General features: G+C 52.2%; 10 protein-coding genes. 2 read left to right on the top strand and 8 right to left on the bottom strand.

Annotated features, from left to right (window positions below; translation table 11 throughout):
• Positions 1 to 7: 7 nt before the first annotated feature.
• The 4 genes from feoB to greB form a co-directional block, all read right to left on the bottom strand.
• Positions 8 to 2,326 (bottom strand): Fe(2+) transporter permease subunit FeoB, encoded by a 2,319-nt coding sequence (gene feoB / locus UC15_RS11995; protein WP_112288656.1) that lies wholly within the window; start codon positions 2,324 to 2,326, stop codon positions 8 to 10.
• Positions 2,327 to 2,428: 102 nt separating this feature from the next.
• A complete protein-coding gene (gene feoA / locus UC15_RS11990; RefSeq protein ID WP_112288655.1) occupies positions 2,429 to 2,653 on the bottom strand; it encodes a ferrous iron transporter A in 225 nt (74 codons plus the stop codon).
• A gap of 395 nt (positions 2,654 to 3,048) precedes the next feature.
• On the bottom strand, positions 3,049 to 5,379 hold the full coding sequence (locus UC15_RS11985) for a Tex family protein (RefSeq protein ID WP_112288654.1): 2,331 nt from the start codon (positions 5,377 to 5,379) through the stop codon (positions 3,049 to 3,051).
• Positions 5,380 to 5,490: 111 nt separating this feature from the next.
• A complete protein-coding gene (gene greB, locus UC15_RS11980) occupies positions 5,491 to 5,964 on the bottom strand; it encodes a transcription elongation factor GreB (protein WP_112288676.1) in 474 nt (157 codons plus the stop codon).
• Between the two features lie 263 nt (positions 5,965 to 6,227).
• On the opposite strand from greB, the gene UC15_RS11975 reads away from it, so the two are divergent.
• Positions 6,228 to 12,245 carry an MG2 domain-containing protein gene (locus tag UC15_RS11975; protein WP_112288653.1) on the top strand — a complete coding sequence of 2,006 codons (6,018 nt, stop codon included), beginning with the start codon at positions 6,228 to 6,230 and terminating at the stop codon, positions 12,243 to 12,245.
• Positions 12,246 to 12,302: 57 nt separating this feature from the next.
• Complete coding sequence (pbpC, locus tag UC15_RS11970) at positions 12,303 to 14,618, top strand: penicillin-binding protein 1C (RefSeq protein WP_232829861.1); 2,316 nt, start codon at positions 12,303 to 12,305, stop codon at positions 14,616 to 14,618.
• 67 nt (positions 14,619 to 14,685) lie between these two features.
• Here the strand turns inward: pbpC and UC15_RS11965 are convergent, their stop codons facing one another.
• The 4 genes from UC15_RS11965 to UC15_RS11950 form a co-directional block, all read right to left on the bottom strand.
• Entirely contained in the window at positions 14,686 to 15,801 is a 1,116-nt protein-coding gene (locus tag UC15_RS11965) for a fimbrial protein (RefSeq protein WP_112288652.1), read from the bottom strand.
• A gap of 9 nt (positions 15,802 to 15,810) precedes the next feature.
• Positions 15,811 to 18,354 carry a fimbria/pilus outer membrane usher protein gene (locus UC15_RS11960; protein WP_112288651.1) on the bottom strand — a complete coding sequence of 848 codons (2,544 nt, stop codon included), beginning with the start codon at positions 18,352 to 18,354 and terminating at the stop codon, positions 15,811 to 15,813.
• Positions 18,355 to 18,416: 62 nt separating this feature from the next.
• Entirely contained in the window at positions 18,417 to 19,103 is a 687-nt protein-coding gene (locus UC15_RS11955) for a molecular chaperone (RefSeq protein WP_112288650.1), read from the bottom strand.
• A 106-nt stretch (positions 19,104 to 19,209) separates the two neighbouring features.
• A complete protein-coding gene (locus tag UC15_RS11950; protein WP_112288649.1) occupies positions 19,210 to 19,758 on the bottom strand; it encodes a fimbrial protein in 549 nt (182 codons plus the stop codon).
• Positions 19,759 to 20,221: the final 463 nt, after the last annotated feature.

The following is a 20,221-nucleotide window of genomic DNA, read 5'->3' as shown; positions in this document are numbered from 1 at the left end:
TTATCTCCTAGTGGCAGTCGCTGCCGGTAGCCGGTTCGCAACAGGCCGCGATATTACGCGGCTGCAAATGGAGGCTGACCCGACTGCGTGCCTTGCGCAGGCAGGTGAGGACGATAGCGTTGAACAGTAACACGATGAAGATGACGCCCGCACTGTAGGCCGGATGGTTGCTGAAAGTGGCCACCTGATAGAACAGGGTCGCCAGCGAGTAGGCGACGTTCAGCCCCCAGAAAATGGAGAACGTCATCCAGCTGCGGCTGGTTTCACGGGCAATCGCCCCCATCACCGAGACGCAAGGCACGTAAAGCAGCACGAAAATCAGGTAACTGTAAGCCGAAATGGCGGTACCGAATTTGGTGCTCATGACGCCCATGGAGCTGACGCCCATTTCGCCGTCACCTTTGCTGGCTTCGATCGGGTTCGACAGTACGCTGATGCTGAAGGTGTCTTTCAGCCCCTGCCAGGTTTCCTGCACTGCGCCGCCCAGTTCATCGAACAGGTTGAAGCTGGCAGCGTCGAACTCCTCATTGTGGATATGTTCGGCGGTGTACAGCGTGTTCAGCGTACCGACCACCACTTCTTTCGCCATCGCGCCGGTGACCAGACCCACGGTCGCCTGCCAGTTGTCAGAATGTACGCCCATCGGCGCCAGCACCGGTGTCAGTACTTTACTGACCGAGGCCAGTGCAGAATCATTGATGTTATCCACCGCCTGACCGCTGAACGAGAAGCTGTTCAGTGCGCCGATAAAAATACTCGCAATCACGATCACTTTACCGGCGCGCAGCACGAACCCTTTCAGACGCTGCCAGGTTTGCAGCAGCAGACTTTTCAGGTGCGGAACGTGATACACCGGCAGTTCCATCACAAACGGTGAGGCTTCACCGCGCATAATCGTGTATTTCAGCAGCAGGCCGGTCAGGATAGCGACCACAATACCGAGCAGATACAACGAGAACACGATGGATGCACCGCTTTGCCCGAAGAATGCCGCAGAAAACACCGCGAAAATTGCCAGACGTGCGCCGCAGGACATAAACGGCGCCATCATCACGGTGATCAGGCGTTCACGCGGGGCATCCAGCGTACGGGCACCCATAATGGACGGCACGTTACAGCCAAAGCCAACAATCAGCGGCACAAATGATTTACCCGGCAGCCCCAGTGATTGCATCAGCCTGTCCATCACGAACGCGGCGCGGGCCATATAACCGGAATCTTCAAGGAAGGAAAGGAACAGATACATCATGCCGATTTGCGGCACCAGCGGCAGAACCGTATTGATACCGCCGCCCACGCCCTGTGCCAGGAAAATGGTCAGCCACTGCGGGAAGTGCAGGGTGAAGCCTACCCATTGCATACCCTGAATGAAAATTGCTGCCGAGCCGATATCGAAAATCGGTTGCAGCGCGCCGCCGATGTTAATCGCCAGCACGAACATCAGATACATCACCAGCAGGAAGATCGGCACGCCGAGGAAACGGTTGAGGATCACGCGGTCCAGCACCTGCGTCAGCTTGTTGGGCGCGGTGAGGTGCGAGTTACTGACGTCCGCGCAAAGTGACGCAATGCTCTGATAGCGCGCATCCGCAATCAGCAGCGCCGGATCTTCCAGCTTTTGCTCTACCAGACGGGCTTTCACCTGCGGCAGTAAAGCCTGCGCGTTACCTGCGTGCGTCTGGCTGTAAATATCCCCTTCGAGGATTTGCAGCGCCAGCCAGCGACGCTGTTGCAGCGTCATATCTTGCGGCATTTCAGAGGCCAGCACTTCCACTTCCTGTTGCAGCACCGGATGGTATTTCACACGTTCCAGCGCGGCCACTTGTGGCAATTCATCGATGGCCGCTTTCAGTTCTTTGATCCCGCTGGCACGGGTAGAAATCAGGGCAACAACAGGGCAGCCCAGGCGTGCAGACAGCGCCGGGATATCAATATTGATGTTCTGAATTTTGGCGATGTCGAGCATGTTCAGCGCGACAATGCAGGGCACGCCGAGCTCAAGCAGTTGCAGTGTCAGGTATAAGTTGCGCTCAAGGTTTGAGGCATCCACGACGTTAATCATCAGATCTGCGTCGCCGCTCAGAATGTAATGACAGGCAATTTGCTCATCGAGCGAGGTTTGCTCGGAGATGGTGGTCAGTGAATAGGTGCCGGGCAAATCGACCAGCGTAATCTGGTGATCTGCGGTAGCGAACTGGCCTTCTTTACGTTCGACGGTGACGCCAGCCCAGTTACCAACGCGTTGTCGCGAACCTGTTAACTGGTTGAAGAGGGTCGTTTTACCTGAGTTGGGATTACCAATCAGGCCAATAGTCAGTGCTTTCATACGTTCAGATCTACGTGTGAGAAAGGAAAAAACGCGGAAGACTCAACAGAGCCGCGCTAAACAATCTTTCAGAAACCAACTTTCAGAAATCCATCAGAAAGATCAGGCCAGAAGCTCAAGCTTGAGCAGGTCGAGGTCTTTTTTGCGCACGACCAGACTGGTGCGGCGGGTTTCTATCTGCACCGGATCGCCCATCGGTGCCACGCGGATGATGTTGAAGAATGATCCCGGAAGCATGCCGAGAGACAGCAGTTTCTGGCGATAGGCCGGGCTGATTTCATGAGAAAAGCCGGTGATTTTATAAGCACATTTTGATTGAAGTTGCATAGTTCCTCGCGAAGCGTTCAGGCATTTTGGGGGCAGCGTCACAAAGGTGACGCCGCGCTTCCGTGCCCGGTGATTTCACTGCTCGTGAAATATTGCTCAGAAATTGTCCCTGGTGCGAAATTGCCAGCCTGAGGCCGACGGCGTATTGAATACGCAAAGAAGTACAAACGAGAATAGTTATCATAATTAGTACGCGTGTGGAGACAAAATAAAAGAGGGGGGCCTCTTCACGGGAATCTCCACCGCGTCGCTATCCTAAGCCTGCAACAGTGAGGATTTATTGATTTACCTCAGTGATTGATTCAATAGGAGAGACTTTAAAAAGTGTCGAAAAAAGACACATAAAAAAAGCCGCTGAATATCAGCGGCTTCCGTTTTGCAGGAAAAGCGAGAATTTAACGTTTTTTGCCGAGAGCGGCAGCCAGAGCATCGGCCATCGCATTATTGCCCGCCGGTGCGGCATTGCGGCCCGCAGGTTTGTTTGGCGTATGGCGTTTCTGATTGTCACGCGAATCTGACGCTGGCGCGGAAGAACGGCGTGCCGGTGTTTCGCCCGGTTGCTCATCCAGACGCATAGTCAGCGCGATACGTTTACGTTGCAGATCGACTTCCATCACTTTGACTTTGACGATATCGCCGGCTTTCACCACGGTATGCGGATCTTCAACGAATTTATTCGCCAGTGATGAGATGTGAACCAGACCATCCTGATGTACGCCGATATCCACGAATGCCCCGAAGTTGGTGACGTTGGTGACAGAACCTTCAAGGATCATGCCCGGCATCAGGTCGTTCATGGTTTCCACGCCGTCAGCAAAAGTCGCGGTTTTAAACTCAGGACGTGGATCGTGCCCCGGCTTTTCCAGCTCCTTGATGATGTCAGTAACAGTCGGTACGCCAAACTGTTCGTCAGTGAATTCACTGGCTTTCAGGCCGCGCAGCACATTCGAATCGCCCATCAGTTCTTTCAGCGCCAGTTGCGTCGCCGCCAGAATGCGTTCGACCACCGGATAGGTTTCCGGGTGAACCGTTGAGGCATCAAGCGGGTTGTCGCCGTGATTGATACGCAGGAAGCCCGCGCATTGCTCGAAGGCTTTTGGCCCCAGACGGCTGACTTTCAGCAGCTGTTCGCGGTTACGGAACTGACCGTTTTCGTCCCGCCAGTTAACGATATTCTGCGCCATCATGCGGGTCAGACCGGCCACGCGGGTCAGCAGCGGAACGGACGCGGTATTCAGATCCACACCCACGGCGTTCACGCAGTCTTCGACGACGGTATCGAGTTTTTTCGCCAGCTGAGACTGGCTGACGTCATGCTGATACTGGCCGACTCCGATGGATTTCGGGTCGATTTTCACCAGTTCTGCCAGCGGATCTTGCAGACGACGCGCAATGGAAACGGCACCACGAATCGAAACATCAAGATCCGGGAATTCCAGCGCCGCCAGTTCTGAAGCGGAATACACCGACGCACCGGCTTCACTGACGATCACTTTCTGCGCTTTGACCGCCGGGAACTGTTTTTGCAGCTCGAGGAAGAAACGCTCGGTTTCGCGGGAAGCGGTACCGTTACCGATAGCGACCAGTTCGACATTATGTTTGATGCACAGCGCGGCAACCTGTTGTGCGGCTTTTGCAGCCTGGCCGGTGTGGGGATAAACGGTATCGATATCCACCAGTTTGCCGGTGTTATCCACAACGGCGACTTTAACACCGGTACGTAAACCCGGATCCAGACCCATGGTTGCGCGCATACCCGCTGGCGCAGCCATCAGTAAATCATGCATGTTGCGGGCGAAAACGTTAATCGCTTCATCTTCAGCGCGTTCGCGCACGGTGCCCATCAGCTCGGTTTCAAGGTGCAGCAGCACTTTGATGCGCCATGTCCAGTTGACCACGGCACGGCGCCAGACGTCGGCTGGCGCGTTGTTCAGGCGCAGACCCAGATGGTCGATGATAATTTGTTCGGCATAACTTTCTTTCGGCGGCTCGTCATGCTGCGGATCGGCATTCAGCGCCAGCTGCAGGATACCTTCGTTGCGGCCACGGAACATCGCCAGCGCACGGTGAGAAGGCACCTGAGAAATCGGTTCATGGTGATCGAAGTAGTCGCGGAATTTCGCGCCTTCCTGCTCTTTACCCTCGACCATGCGGGAAGTCAGATGGGCGTTTTTCCACAGGTAATCACGGACTTTCGCCAGCAGCGACGCGTCTTCAGCGAAACGCTCCATCAGAATGTAGCGTGCCCCATCCAGCGCTGCTTTGGTGTCGGCGACGCCTTTATCCGCATCAATAAACTTCGCGGCGGCGGTTTCAGGTTCGTTTTGCGGATCGTTCCACAACAACTCTGCCAGCGGTTCCAGCCCCGCTTCGATAGCGATTTGCCCGCGCGTGCGGCGCTTCGGTTTGAACGGCAGATACAGATCTTCCAGCTCGGTTTTGCTCAGCGTGGTTTTAATAGATTTCGCTAAATCGTCGCTCAGTTTGCCCTGTTCTTCGATGGACTTGAGGATAGTCTGACGGCGGTCTTCCAGCTCACGCAAATAACCCAGACGGGTGTCCAACTGACGCAGTTGGGTATCATCCAACCCACCGGTGACTTCCTTACGATACCGCGCAATAAACGGCACGGTATTACCTTCATCCAGCAGACGCACCACGGAAGCAACCTGCTCCGGGCGAACCTGCAATTCACTTGCGATAATGCGGCTCAGTTGATCATTCATAGGTCTGGTATCAGTTTTATTCGTTAAAAAAGCAGGGCACAGTTATACGGTTTGAAGACCAAAAATGCCAGTCATCAGGCCGACCGCCTGCGCGTTTTGAGAGTTAGCTGATCATTTCCTGTAGTCAATCTCATTGACGTACCAGGTCGCGTCGCCGGCTGGCGTGGTCACCACCAGACTGTCGCCGACTTCTTTTTTCAGCAGGGCGCGTGCCATCGGAGAATCGATAGAAATGTAGTCTTTACGGCCAAAAATTTCGTCATAGCCGACAATGCGAAAACGCTTGATGTCGCCGTCGTCGTTTTCGACTTCCACCCAGGCGCCGAAGAACACTTTGCCGTCCTGCTGCGGCGAATAATCGACGATGCGCAGCTGCTCCAGACATTTGGTCAGATAGCGGATACGGCGGTCGATTTCGCGCAGCCGTTTCTTGTTGTACTGATAATCGGCATTCTCGCTGCGATCGCCCAGGCTCGCGGCCCAGGTCACTTTTTTGGTCACTTCCGGGCGCTCTTCACGCCACAGGAAATCCAGCTCAGTTTTGAGCTTGTCGTAGCCTTCACGGGTAATCAGTTTCGTTTTCATATTACCTGTCACTTTCTCACTGTTTTCCTGCACAGAAATCTGCCGCCATTGTTTCACACAATCGCTTTCCTGACAGCGCACAAATTGACCGAAAAGTCTGACTCACTGCTACGCTTTATATGATGGCTTTTTAGCCAGAGAGCTATTATCCTTCTGTGCTGCTTCTTACGTTTTTTACCTTCAGATATTTCACGTAATATAATGAATTAAATAAAAATATCTCTTGCGTTTAACCGTCTACAGGGATTGGGGTACAGGTACAAATGGATTTATTAAAATTCTTACTTCGTCTGCCTTTTACATTGATAAAAGGCATCCTGCGCGTGCTGGCCTTTGTATTGGGTCTGCTGGGCCGCATTTTTAAACCGATTGTCGGCAATATCGACTGGCGTGCGCCTGTCTGGTGGACGGCAATGTCCGGCTGGCTTAAGCGTGGTTTTGCGCGTCTTGAAGGCGGAGTAGATAAGTACCCCAAAGCCATCAGTCTGGCGATTCTGGTTTTGCTGTGCGCCGCGGGTGCGGGCGTTTATGGCTGGCACTGGTGGCTCAACCGGCCGCAGCCGATCGAACCGGCGCCGATGGTTTATCAGGATACCAGCGTGCGCATCAGCGGCCCCGAAGCCATCAATTACGCGGCGCAAAAACCTGCACCGCAGCAGGTGATTTTCAATTTCCGTAACTCCGTCGCGCCAATTACCGACGTGGGCAAAGTAGTCGAAAAAGGGATAGCCCTGAAACCGGCCGCCGAAGGTGAGTGGAAATGGGTGAGCGGCTACACCTTAGTCTTCACCCCGAAAAATCCGCTGCCGATGGGCACCCAATATGAAGTGAATTTCTCGCCTGACGTCCTGCTCGCGCCGCAAATCAAGCTGGCGAAAACCCGTTATGAATTCACCGCTCCGGCGTTCGGTTATCAGCTGGGGCAAGCCGAGTACTATCAGGATCCGCAAGACCCGCAAAAACGCAGCGCGATTTTTAACGTTAAGTTCAACGCGCCGGTGGATGTCACCAGTTTTGAAAAACAGATTTCGCTTGGCCTGACCGAAGGCAAAGCCAAAACTGAGTCGAAACTCAATTATTCCGTGGTCTACGACCAGAAGAAACTCAACGCCTGGGTACATTCCGAACCGCTGAAATCGCTCGATCACGGCGGTTCCGTGCGGGTGACCATTGGCGAAGGCGTGAAAGCGTCCGTCACTTCTGCACCGACCACACAGGCCAGAAATGGCGTGGTGTCTGTGCCGACGCTTTACAGCCTGGTGGTTAACGAAGCCAGCGCGCAGGTGGTGGATGCCGACGGCGCGAAAGGTCAGCGTGCGCTGATCGTCGGCTTCAGCGATGCGGTCAAAGACAAAGATATCCGCCAGGCGGTCAAAGTCTGGTTACTGCCACAGCACAATCCCAACGATCAGGATGAAGCCAAAGGCCCGGATGATTACGCCAGCTGGGAAGTCGACAGCGTGGAAAATAACGTCCTCGCGCAGTCTACGGCGCTGAACATTCAGCTGAATGATGCAGAAAGTGATTATCAGCCACAGTTTAGTTTCCGCTTTGATGCGCCAGCGCACCGCGCCCTGCTGGTGGAAATCGACAACATTCTGACTTCTTCCGGTGGCTACAAGATGCCGGAAAAAGTGTACCGCATCGTCGCGGTGCCTGATTATCCAAAATCCCTGCAATTTATGTCGCAAGGCTCACTGCTGTCGGTCAACGGTGACAAGCAAATCAGCGTCGCAGCACGCAACGTGCCGGGCATGAGACTGGATATCAAACGGGTGATCCCAGGCCAGCTGCAACATATCGTGTCGTTCAAAAGTCGCCAGTATTCTTCGGCTGAATTTAACCGACTCAATGACGAGTATTTTACCGAGCACTTTAAATATCAGACCGCGGTAAACAACGATAAGCCGGGTGAAGTGAATTATCAGGGCGTCGACCTCTCGCGTTATCTCTCCACCGATCCGACATCACATCGCGGCGTTTTCCTGCTGACGCTGTCGGAATGGGATCCGAAGAAGAAAGAAGTGAAACCCGAAGCGGATGATGACGGCAATATCTATCAGGACGAAGATCAGAGCGGGGATGAAGCGCCGGTTGGGGATTCGCGCTTTGTGGTGGTCACCGATCTGGGGATTATTGCCAAGCGTTCGCAGGATAAAACCCGTGACGTATTTGTGCAGTCGATTCACAGCGGCACGCCGGTAGCGAATGCGAAAGTCTCTGTCATCGCCAAAAACGGTGTGACGTTGCTGACCCAAATCACCGGTGCCGACGGCCACGTGCGTTTCCCTGCGCTGGACGTCTATACCAGTGAGCGCCAGCCGGTGATGTTCCTGGTCGAAAAAGAAGGCGATGTGTCTTTCCTGCCTGCTGACAGAAATAATGACCGCGGCCTCGATTTCTCCCGTTTTGATGTCGACGGCGAAATTACCCCGAATGACCCGCGCACGCTGAGCAGTTATCTGTTTTCCGATCGCGGCGTTTATCGTCCGGGCGATACCTTCAATATCGGTCTGATCACCCGCGCCGCCGACTGGAGTAACGGTCTGGCCGGTGTGCCGGTACGTGCGGAAATTCACGACCCGCGTGACAAGCTGATGAGCACCATCCCGCTGACGCTGGGTGCCAGCGGTTTCAATGAGCTGAGTTATACCACTGACGATAATTCTCCGACCGGTGAATGGAACGTCTATTTGTATCTGATCGGTAAAGACAACGAGTCTTCCACGTTACTGGGGCATACCTCGGTCAACGTCAAAGAATTCGAGCCGGATCAGCTGAAGGTGAAACTGCAACTGACGCCGGAGCGTAAACAAGGCTGGGTGAAACCGTCAGAACTGCAGGCCAATATCGACGTGCAGAACCTGTTTGGGACGCCAGCGCAGGACCGCCGTGTGACCTCGAAACTGACGCTGCGCCCGATGTATCCGAGCTTCGATCAGTTCCCGGATTACGCATTCTACGAGAACCGCCAGAACAGCGACGGTTTCGAAACGGAACTGGAAGACCGCACAACCGATGAAAAAGGTGCGGCGACTATTCCGCTGGATCTGAAATCTTACGCTGACGCGACCTATCAGCTGCAACTGCTTTCCGAGGCGTTCGTGGCCGGTGGCGGGCGTTCGGTGGCCGCAACGGCGCGGGTGCTGGTGTCACCTTATGACTATCTGATTGGGGTAAAAGCTGACGGTGATTTGGGGTACATCAACCATAACGCGGTCCGTCACCTGAACGTGATTGCGGTCGATCCTTCGCTGAATAAGATGGCGTTACCGGATCTGAAAGTCGCGCTCGTCGAGCAGAAATATATCTCTGTGCTGACCAAACAGGATTCCGGCGTTTACAAATATCAGTCGAAAATGAAAGAAGTACAGCTGTCGGAACAGCCTCTGACGCTGACGGCGCAGGGCAATGACCTGACGCTGGCGACGGATAAACCGGGTGATTTCGTGCTGGTGGTGGAAGATGCCAAAGGCAACGTGCTGAACCGTATTGGCTACACCGTGGCCGGTAACGCCAACCTGAGCCGTTCGCTGGACAGAAATGCCGAGCTGAAACTGAAACTCAATCAGGCGGAATACCAGCCGGGTGATGAAATCGAAGTGGCGATTAACGCGCCTTACACCGGCAGCGGGCTGATCACCATCGAGAAAGACAAAGTCTACAGCTGGCAGTGGTTCCATACTGACACCACCAGTTCTGTGCAGAAAATCCGCGTGCCTGCGGGTATGGAAGGGAACGGATACATCAACGTGCAGTTTGTACGTGATGTGAATTCCGATGAAATCTTTATGAGCCCGCTGAGCTACGGTGTGATGCCGTTCAAAATCAGCACTAAAGCGCGCCAGAATACTCTTGAAATCGAAGCGCCTGAAGTGATTAAACCGGGCGAAAATCTGGCCATGACGGTGACAACTGACGGCCCGCAACAGGTGGCGCTGTTTGCTGTCGATGAGGGGATTTTGCAGGTGGCGCGTTATCGCCTGAAAGATCCGCTGGAATACTTCTTCCGCAAACGTGAGCTGGGCGTGGAAAGCTCGCAAATCCTGGATCTTATTCTGCCGGAGTTCAGCAAACTGATGCAGCTTGCGGCTGCCCCGGGCGGTGACGCGGGTGAAGGGCTGGATCTGAACGTCAATCCGTTCAAACGCAAGCGTGATAAGCCTGTGGCTTACTGGTCAGGGATTACCGAAGTCAACGGCAAGAAGCAGTTCGATTATCAGGTACCGGATTACTTCAACGGTAAAATCCGCGTGATGGCGATTTCCGTGACTACGGACAAAATCGGCAAAGCGCAGACGTCTGCGACGGTGCGCGACAACTTCATCATGACGCCGAACGTGCCGTCAATGGTGGCACCAGGTGATGAGTTTGACGTCAGCGTGGGAGTCAGCAATAACCTTGAAGGGCTGAACGGCAAAAGCATTCCGGTTGCGATTCACCTGACCGTGCCGCCACAGCTGGAAGTGGTGGGTAAAGCTGAACAGAGCCTGTCGCTGGCCGAAAAACGTGAAGGTGTGATTAACTTCCGTCTGCGCGCCAAAGCCTTGCCGGGCGATGCGCCGCTGGTGTTTGACGCAACGTATGGCGATAAGGTCAGCCGCCGGACCATCAGTACCTCAGTGCGTCCGGCAATGCCGTTCCGCACGCAGTCAGTGATGGGACGCATGAGCGGCAGCAGTCAGAACGTCGATAATCTGCGTCAGATGTTTGACGCCTACGCGGTGCGCACAGCAGCAGTGTCTAACTCACCGCTGGTGCTGACACGCGGGCTTTCACAGTATCTGGCTGATTATCCTTATTACTGTTCTGAACAGATTGTCAGCCGCTCGGTGCCGCTGATCCTCGGCACCCTTCATCCTGAGATGAAAGGCATAAAGAGTCAGGCAGAAAGCAGCAAGCAGCTGAAAGATATGCTGGCGGTACTGCGTTCACGTCAGAATGACAGCGGTGCGATTGGCCTGTGGCGTTCGTCGCCGCAAACCGATCCGTTCGTCACGCCTTACGTGGTGCAATATCTGCTGGAAGCCAAAGCCGCGGGCGTTGCATTGCCAGCCGGTATGCTGGAAGAGGCCAATTCGGCACTGCGCGAACTGGCAGCGAATCAGAATGATGATTTATATACGCTTCGTCTGCGCGCATGGGCGGTGTATCTGCTGACGCGTCAGGGTGAAATCACCACCAGTTCGCTGGCCTCGGTACAAGACACCTTGCAGCAGCGTTATCCGGACACCTGGAAAACTGATCTGAGTGCGATGTATCTGGCGTCGTCTTATCGTCTGCTGAAAATGGATGATGAAGCGAATACGCTGTTGCAGCCAACCTGGAAGCAACTGAGCAAGGCGTATGACAAAGCCTGGTGGACGCAAAGTTACTTTGACCCGCTGGTGCAGGACGCGACGCGGCTGTATCTGATCACCCGTCACTTCCCGGAAAAAGTCTCCGCTATTCCGCCGCAGGTGCTGGAGAATATGGTCAAAGCGCTGAAAGAGGAACGTTATACGACGTATTCCTCTGCGATGAGCATTCTGGCGCTGGAGAGTTATTCCGCACAGGTGGCGGCGCAGGCAACGGCACCGGATACGCTGAAAATTACGCAGCTAAGCAAAACAAAAAATGTGCAACCGCAGCTGATTTCACAGGTTCAGGGGCTGTTTGCTAAAGCGAATTTCACCGCCGATGCACAGGCGCTTCGTATTGAAAACGGCAACGATGCGCCCGCCTGGTACGTGGTGACACAGGCCGGTTATGACCTGTCCGCGCCCAAGAAAGCCATTTCACGTGGTCTGGAAATCACCCGTGATTACACGGATGAAAAAGGCAATGCGGTAATGCAGGTGACGCTGGGGCAGAAGATCAATGTGCATCTGAAAGTCCGCGCTAACTCGCAGGAAGGACAGGACAATCTGGCGATTGTCGATTTGTTGCCGGGCGGTTTTGAAGTGGTTCAGCAAACGCCACCGGAACCGGAATCTGACAGCAGTGATGAAAACAGTGATGCAGAAGCGTCGGCATCGTGGCAGTCACCGCTGGCGGCATCGGGTTCAACATGGGCGCCGGATTACAGCGATATTCGTGAAGACCGAGTGGTGATCTACGGCAGCGCCACTACCGATGTGCAGGAGTTTGTGTATCAGATTAAAGCCACCAACACCGGCAGTTTCGTGATCCCGCCAGCTTACGGTGAAGCGATGTATGACCGCGACGTTCAGGCGCTTGCCGTCAGTGACAAAAAACTGGTGGTCGTGCCGGCTGACGAAGCCGCTGTTGCTAAAAAATAACAAAACGCAGTCGCCCCCGTCGTTAACGGCGGGGCGTAACCTGTTCTGAGTAGCAAGATGATCTCCTTTTCCGCGTTTTCTAAATCCACTAAACGGCTGCTGCAAAATATCGCAATGGCCGTTTTTTTACTGGCGCTGATCGTACTGGCATGCCGGCTCTGGCCCCATCCGCCACTTTCTCAGGGACAACCGTTTTCCTCCACCTATTACGACCGGCAGGGCATCCTGATGCGCATCACGCTGGCTAACGATGACCGTTACCGGTTGTGGACGCCGCTGGAACAGGTTTCTCCGCTGGCGGTGAAAGGGCTTCTGCTGCATGAAGATCGCAGTTTTTACTACAATCCCGGCTTCAATCCGTTCAGCCTGATGCGCGGATTCTGGCGCAGTTATGTAGCTGGCGGCAAAATGCAGGGTGGTTCGACCATCACCATGCAACTGGCGCGTATGCACTGGCATCTGAATACCCGCACGCCGGCGGGCAAAATAATGCAGGTTCTGCGTGCGGTACAACTTGAACTGAGTTACTCCAAACACGACATTCTCGAAGCCTATCTGAACGCCGCGCCTTATGGCCGTAACATTGAGAGTATCGGCGCAGCCAGTCTGATCTATTTCAACAAAGCACCGAAAAAGCTGACTTTACCCGAAGCGCTGACGCTGGCGGTTTTGCCACAATCACCGAGTTATCGTATTGACCCTAAGACTGGTGTCTTGGGCGCGGCGCTGACGCAGGCGCGTAACCGGCTTTTCCAGCGCTGGCAGGCACATTATGAAACTGACAGCAGCCAGATCTCTTTGTTCAGATTGCCGCTGGCGCTGCGTCAGCCGGAGCAGATGCCCTATATTGCACCGCATTTTATTGAACAGCTTCGTCAGCAGAATCAGCAGCTTGCCGGTACAGATACCCGGACGGACACCACGATTGACGCCGGCTTGCAGCGGCTGATTGAGCGGCAGGTCAATGCATTTATCACCCGTAACGAAAGTCGCGGTATTCACAACGCCGCCGTTTTGCTGGTCGATACCCGTGACATGGGGGTGCGATCGCTGGTGGGATCTGCCGATTACTTCAACCGCGATATTCAGGGACAGGTAAACGGCACCAACGCGAAACGTTCGCCGGGCTCGGCGCTCAAACCGTTTATTTACGCACTGGGAATGGAGCAGGGCGTGCTGCATCCGATGACTATTCTCAAAGACGTGCCCTCTGCATTTGGTGCTTATGCGCCGGAAAATTTCGACCGGCGTTTTCTCGGTCCGGTGACCGCAACCGATGCCCTGAACTTCAGCCGTAATATTCCCGCCGTGTATGTCGCATCGCAGCTGCGCCAGCCGACGTTTTATCAGTTCCTGAGGCTTTCCGGCGTGGCGGATATGGCCAGTGAAAACCATTACGGTCTGTCGCTGGTGCTGGGCGGCGGAGAAGTGACGATGCAGGAGCTGGCAAAACTGTATGCGTTACTGGCAAACCGCGGTGTGTTGCAACCACTGCGGATGCAGAAAACTGATGCGCAACAGACAACGCCCGTACGTTTGCTCAGTGAAGAAGCCAGTTTCATGACGCTGGATATGCTGCGTCAGCATCGCCGTCCGGGGGATACGCTGGCTCAGGCTCCGTCTTCGCTGCCGGTTTACTGGAAAACCGGTACCTCGTGGGGCTTTCGCGATGCGTGGAGTGTCGGGATTTTCGGCCCTTATATATTAGTGGTCTGGGAAGGCAATTTCGACAGTAAAGGCAATAACGTTTTTGTCGGTGCCGATGCAGCCGCACCGCTGTTCTTCAATATTATCGACAGCATTACCGCCAGCTATCCTGCATTACAGGAGCCCAAAAGACCCTTCCCTAAAGGGCTGAAACGGGTGGATATCTGCCTCGCCAGCGGGAATTTACCGACTCCATGGTGCCAGCAAAAAGGTAAAACCTGGTTTATTCCCGGTAAGTCGCCGATCAAGGTCGATACGGTTTACCGTCCTGTACGTCTCGATAAACTGACCGGTAAAGTCGCCTGCCCGCCTTATGAGGAAGACGAAACCCGTACGGAAGTGTTTGAGTTCTGGCCATCGGATCTGGCCAATGTCTTTGCGCAGGCCGGATTACCGAAACGCAAACCACCAGTTAATCATTGCAAAGATGAGGGCGTGGACGTGAGTGGTAATCCGCCGCGCATCACGTCACCACTGAAAAACACCACCTATACGCTGCGTCAGTCTCAGCAGGGGCGTGACCGGATTTCATTTAATGCGGTGACCGATGCGGACAGTAAAACGGTCTACTGGTTCGTCGATGATATCTACCTGGGAAGCTCCGCCAGTAAAACCGCCATTGACTGGCAGCCTATCAATAACGGGCAATACCGTATCCGCGCGTAGATGATCATGGCCGCGCGGACAGCCGGTTAGTAAGTATTGAGATTGTGAACTGAACAACGTGGCGGGCTTATCGGATATCTATTTTCAAGGTCGCCATGCCACTGAATTCACCGGTATCCAGACTGCCCCCAATCAGATTAATTGGATAAGCCGTCATTGATATATTCCCCATACCATTTTGATTCATGAGTAAGTTCCCAGATTCAAAAGGTATCGCTGTACCGCCGGCATTTTCAACGCGAATTCCAATATCGGGTCTATTGTCAGAAGGTCGGCGTCTCGCTATCAGCGTGTATTGATCTGCCAGATCGTCACCTTTCAACAGCATAGCAAGCTGTGTGCCGGTCGGGATCTGAGGCAATCCATTTGCTGTGCAGTCATACGTAATGTTAAATGTTGTGGGAATATGGCCCTTAGGTGGCTGATTTAGGGTGATAAATTTACTGGCGGCGATAGCACCGAAATTGACCGTGATCGTTTCACCCTTATTGATTTCACAGCTTTGAGGTACGGTCAGTTTTCCGCTGATATATACGCGGGCCACAGGGGAACCAAGCGGAGGGGCGGTCACTATGGCCGTGCCTGAGGACAAATATATCTGGGCGATCTCTGTTCTTGGAATATCCAGTTCACCGATAAAAGGCGTGCTGATATAAAAAGTTAATGAGCCTTGAGAGCCAATGTTGAGGCTGGCACGGGTACTTTGCTGGGTGCAAACGCCATTATTATTTGCATCTGTATGGTGAGTGGCATCACCGAGTGTTCTGACCGTCGGTACAGCAACCCCTGTTGCCGGAGGCAGATCGAGCATTGCCTTAACATCAATGTGGTCGTTAATTTTGTAATATCCCGGCTCAGTTCCCTTAGGCAAGGCGGTTTTTACGGTATACATCAGTAAAACCCCGCCGCTGCTGTTGGCATCACTGTCGGTACAATTGCAACTGATGGTGTAATTCTGCCCCCCTCCGCCCATAGTGAGATCATACTTTTTCCCTCTCTCGTTATCCGACGCGGGAATATCTTCCTGAAGAAAATTTTCATAACTCGCGCCTGCGCCATCCTCCGGCGAGCACATCGCTGATCCCGCTTGTGCAACGGATGAAAAACTATTGATGGCCATCCCCAGCAGGGTAAGCTTTATGAACGATGTCAGGTTGCGCAAAACCTGTTTTGTTGTGTGCATGAATTATCCTTAAATACACGGAGCCGTCAGCGAATTCACCTGAGAGATTGAGGCAGAGATGTTGAATTGAGCCTGACATTGCTGAGAGACTTCATTTCCCCATTTCACATGAAGTAAAACCTGTTTTTCTAAAGGGATACCCGACAGGTAAACGACACCGCCTTCATCCACGATATTGCTTTGTTTTTCAGTTGCCGCCATGGCACCAAAAGGCACTGTGGCACCGTTTGGTCGAACCAGTGTCACCAGAACTCGGGCTCCCACACGGGCATCAAAATGTGCCGTTACCATAGCGCCGGAATTTGGGATCACAATGGCTGAGGTATTTTCTATATCTACGTCGTCAGGCAGGGTGGTGGTGTCCATGGCGATACGGTTTTCGTTATACGCAGTCAGATACGGGACGACAGCAAAACCACGCCAGTCAGTTCTGACACCCGGCAAATTTTGCAGACGTGCTCCGCTGGCGCCATTGGTATCTATCAATGCAAAGGAATCACCGAGCGGTTGAGACAGCGTGGCTCCCCGTGAATGCGCCACGATACCGCCTGCAATGCCGTAACTGAGTTGCTGAGAATCTCTGCTGTAGTTGTAACCTGCGTTGAGATTGCCAAAGGAGGAGCGGTAGGTTGAGTAAAGGTTGCTCCCGCTCTCATTGTTCTGATCGGTATAACTTTGCTGAACTGAATAGCTGAGACGGCGATCGTCAAGTGCGGTTCCGCTTAACCCAACCTGATGGCGCGTTCCTTCGCCTTTCTCATGGGAGACATTGTATGTACCCCAACTTTGTGGCAACCAACGGCTTAGCGGAATACGGAGGTTCAGGGATATCTGTTGATCGTTATCTTCACCTTGCAGCTGGCTGTAGGAATAGCTCAGGTTATAGCTGACACCGAAGAGACTGTTGTTTAAGCCGACGGAGAGGTTCTTCTCCTTGCCGCCATTGTTCCAGTAGTCCTGTTCATATCCTGACAGATACAGGCTCGCCCCTTCCCATAATGTCTGATTGATATTGAACTGGATTTTACTGCGTTTGTGGTAGTCAAGTTCCAGAGCATTGTCGCCATCAAGATATTGTGTGGATTCATCAAAATCGTAATACCCAGCACTTGAGTACCTATAGCTCGCCAGACTGAAATCCGTGTCGGTCATTTCAATATTTTTCGAATACTGAACGCGGTACGACTGGCCTGAGGTGGTCTGATTATTATCCAGAGTGGAACGGGCATGTGTAACATCAGCTGAAATGCCGCCCAGCCACTGGAGGTTATAACCCACACCGATGAGTCCTGAGAGGTAATCTTCAGATACCACTGAGCCCCCGTAAGACGTAATGGTGTTTGAAATACCATAGATAGCCGTACCCTGAGCAAAGGTTGGCTCTTTCTCATTGTTATCTGTCGCGCGGTAAACACCTGCTGTTGCGCTGTATTTCAACCGACCAGGGCGTTGCATAACCGGAATAGCCGAAAAAGGCTGATTAAACCGGCGTTCAGTTCCGTCAGCTTCTTTCACCGTTATCTCAAGATTTCCGCTGTAGGATGAGGGATAAAGATCGTTAATCTCAAAGGCGCCCGGAGGGACAAAGGACTGATAAATAATGTGATCATTTTGCCGGATAGTGACTTCAGCATTGGAGTTTGCAACCCCCCGTATGGTAGGGGCGAAACCGCGCTGGCTGTTAGGTAGCATATTATCGTCAGAAAAAAGCTGAACACCGGAGAACGGAACACTGCTGAGAATTTCCCCGGAGGTTGAGTTTTCACCAAGCAGCAACTTTGATTTGATGGATTTTATGTCCCGCTCCACGTAGGTCGAGATCGTGTCCCATTTTTTCTCATCTCCACTGTCGCTGTAAGTGGTGTAATTGCGAACGCGCCAGGGGCCTACGTTTAAGCCATTTTGCAGATTCAGGTACTGGCTGGAATCATCGTTGCCATTTCGATAACTCCGCTGGCCGCCTGAATAGGAATAATTGGAGAAAAGAGAAGGGGCGCCGTCATCCCATTTTGCCGGGTCAATATAGTCTTCTGCTTTCTGAAGGATCGCTGCTTGCGGAATGCTGAAATTAAGCTGCATGAGGTAGAAATCAAATTTGACGTCTGCGGCAGGGATATATTGTGCAAGCGAACCCAGTGGCGCATCTGGCTGAAGACTTTTTAATGCCGGAAAAGCATCAACATTGACGCCCAGTGCCCGCAAGATATTGGGCGTAATCTGCGGTTCGAGTGTGCCATCTGATCGGGATAAGTATCTGATCGAATGCCGTAATTTTAATTTTTTATTCACATACAGCGCTGTGTCATAGTCACCAGGCAGTTGCGCCTGATCATTACTCTGGAACAAAGAAAGGTCGACATCCCCAACGTCACCGGCTTTACGCTCGATAAACAGAGGGTCGAAATAGACATCTTCTGCATGCGCTGCCTGAGCGGCGAGTAATCCAATAGCCGTACTGGCCAGCAGGCTACCCAGTTTAAGCACGAGCGGCGCTGAGTTCTTTTTAACGTCCTCAGTCAAGCTCGTGTGTAAAAATTTTTCATCCGTGAGCATAGTTTTCTCGTACTTCTGAGTTGCCGATGGCTGCGGGTTATGGTGTGGCTTTATTTGTCTGGTTATAAAGGCTGTTCATAGCGTGCTGTTGTTCCGCCATAGTCATTAATCGCATCCCATTTCACACTGCCTCCAGAGGTACCCGGTGGAAGTACAACGTCCATCTGGCTCAAAGGCGCAATCATTGCCACATCTTTTAAGAAAGTAGAGCCAATGCTGAGTGAGCTGAAAACCACGTGATAGGGGCTCGGATTTTTAATAAAGAGATGACCGTTGTTTCTGGCGAAAGTGAGCGCCTTCGGTGCTTCAAACGATTTTCCGGGCAGTTTTGCTGGCCGGTAGAAGAGCTTTATCCGCGTATTGACGACCAGTTTAAGTTCGTTTTTTGTATTTTTAGGCGTTGAAGGAATCGCTTTAACATTGATATAGAAAACGGACTCTCTGTCTGTCGGGAGGACGCCGCCGCTATAGGAAATACGCAGGTTACTTTCCTGTTGAGCATTCAGGCGAAATAGCGGTGGAGTGATGATAAAAGGACCGCGTGTTTTTTCTCCCCCCGCATCAACCCAGGACTGTATGAGGAAAGGGTTGCTTTCAGCATTATTCTTAACGGAAAGCGTAGCTTCCCTTTTATCTGCGTCATAAATAACGCGGGTGCGCCCCACAACAATTCCGCCAGCATAGGTTATTTGTGACGTGAATAATGAAATTATAATTAAAAATAATATATATGTATTTTTTCTACCCATGCGAATTTGAATCCTTACAGTAGCAATATATTCATGCGGTAATTGAATGAGCCCTTAATAAAATGCCCTGCAAAGTTGACCTTTTGCAGGGCAAGATTAAAGGTGCTTATCTGTAATCGAGAGTAACTTTCACACGGGCGTCGGCCGCACCGGCAGTGATATCGCCAGGCAACTTGAACGATTCATAGTATGCGAGAAGATTCACATTCATGACCTTACCCGGAATTGGGTAGATGATGTCAGGCAGCGCGTTAATTTTCATGATGTTATTTGTTGCCGCATCTTCAATTCTGATGCCTACGCCATCCGCCATTGCGTCACCATAATCATTGCCAAGCGCAATCAGATCAGTGGTGTCAGCAACGGTATCTGACTCCAGCCATATCCGGAAGTGAGGGGTAGGGTTGGTCTCTGAAACGACAGGGCAGTTATCAAGTGGCAGGGTGAAAGGGATTTTTGGCGAGAGGTCACCAATTTCCTGGAATTGTGCTGCTGAATAAGTCCCTAACGGTATATTGAGTTCTTCACCACCATTAATCTCACAGGATTCTTCAACAATTGCACCTGTGAAATTAATAGCACCATCGATCGCATAGCTATTTGCAGCCATAGCCAAAAATATCCCGCCCGCTAAGAGCTTGAACTTGGTTTTCATTTTTTGCGTCCATTCAGAAATAAAAATTGGAGGTTAAGCTAAAGATAATGTTATCTGATTCAATAAATTGAATTCATCACCTTTAGATGCCGGATTCTACCAAGTGTTTTATACCTTGAATAGTAGATGGTATCCAGCCTGTTTGAATGATACTGAGTTTTTAGCTCTACACATTACTACCAATGATCATTATCATTTATATAATTCACTCAAATGATCCTTTGGCGTGTAAATGTTCTATTTTCCAAAGAAAATATTATTCTTATCGTTTTATTATTAAGTAAACGAATAAGTATAATCACCAGAAATTTCTTCCCGCTCGCACATTGAGATGATCATTTTTCTGATACTTGCAGCAGGAATGTTCAGATAACGACCAATGAAACGGGCGAACAGATTTCGGAGAGCGGGACAAACCGTAACAAACCAACCTTCGCTTGCAGAAGATTCCTCTGATATTGTT

This window comes from Rahnella sp. AN3-3W3 (assembly GCF_003263545.1).
Classification (GTDB): Bacteria; Pseudomonadota; Gammaproteobacteria; order Enterobacterales; family Enterobacteriaceae; genus Rahnella; species Rahnella variigena.
This window is presented reverse-complemented; position numbering and strand designations above follow the sequence as displayed.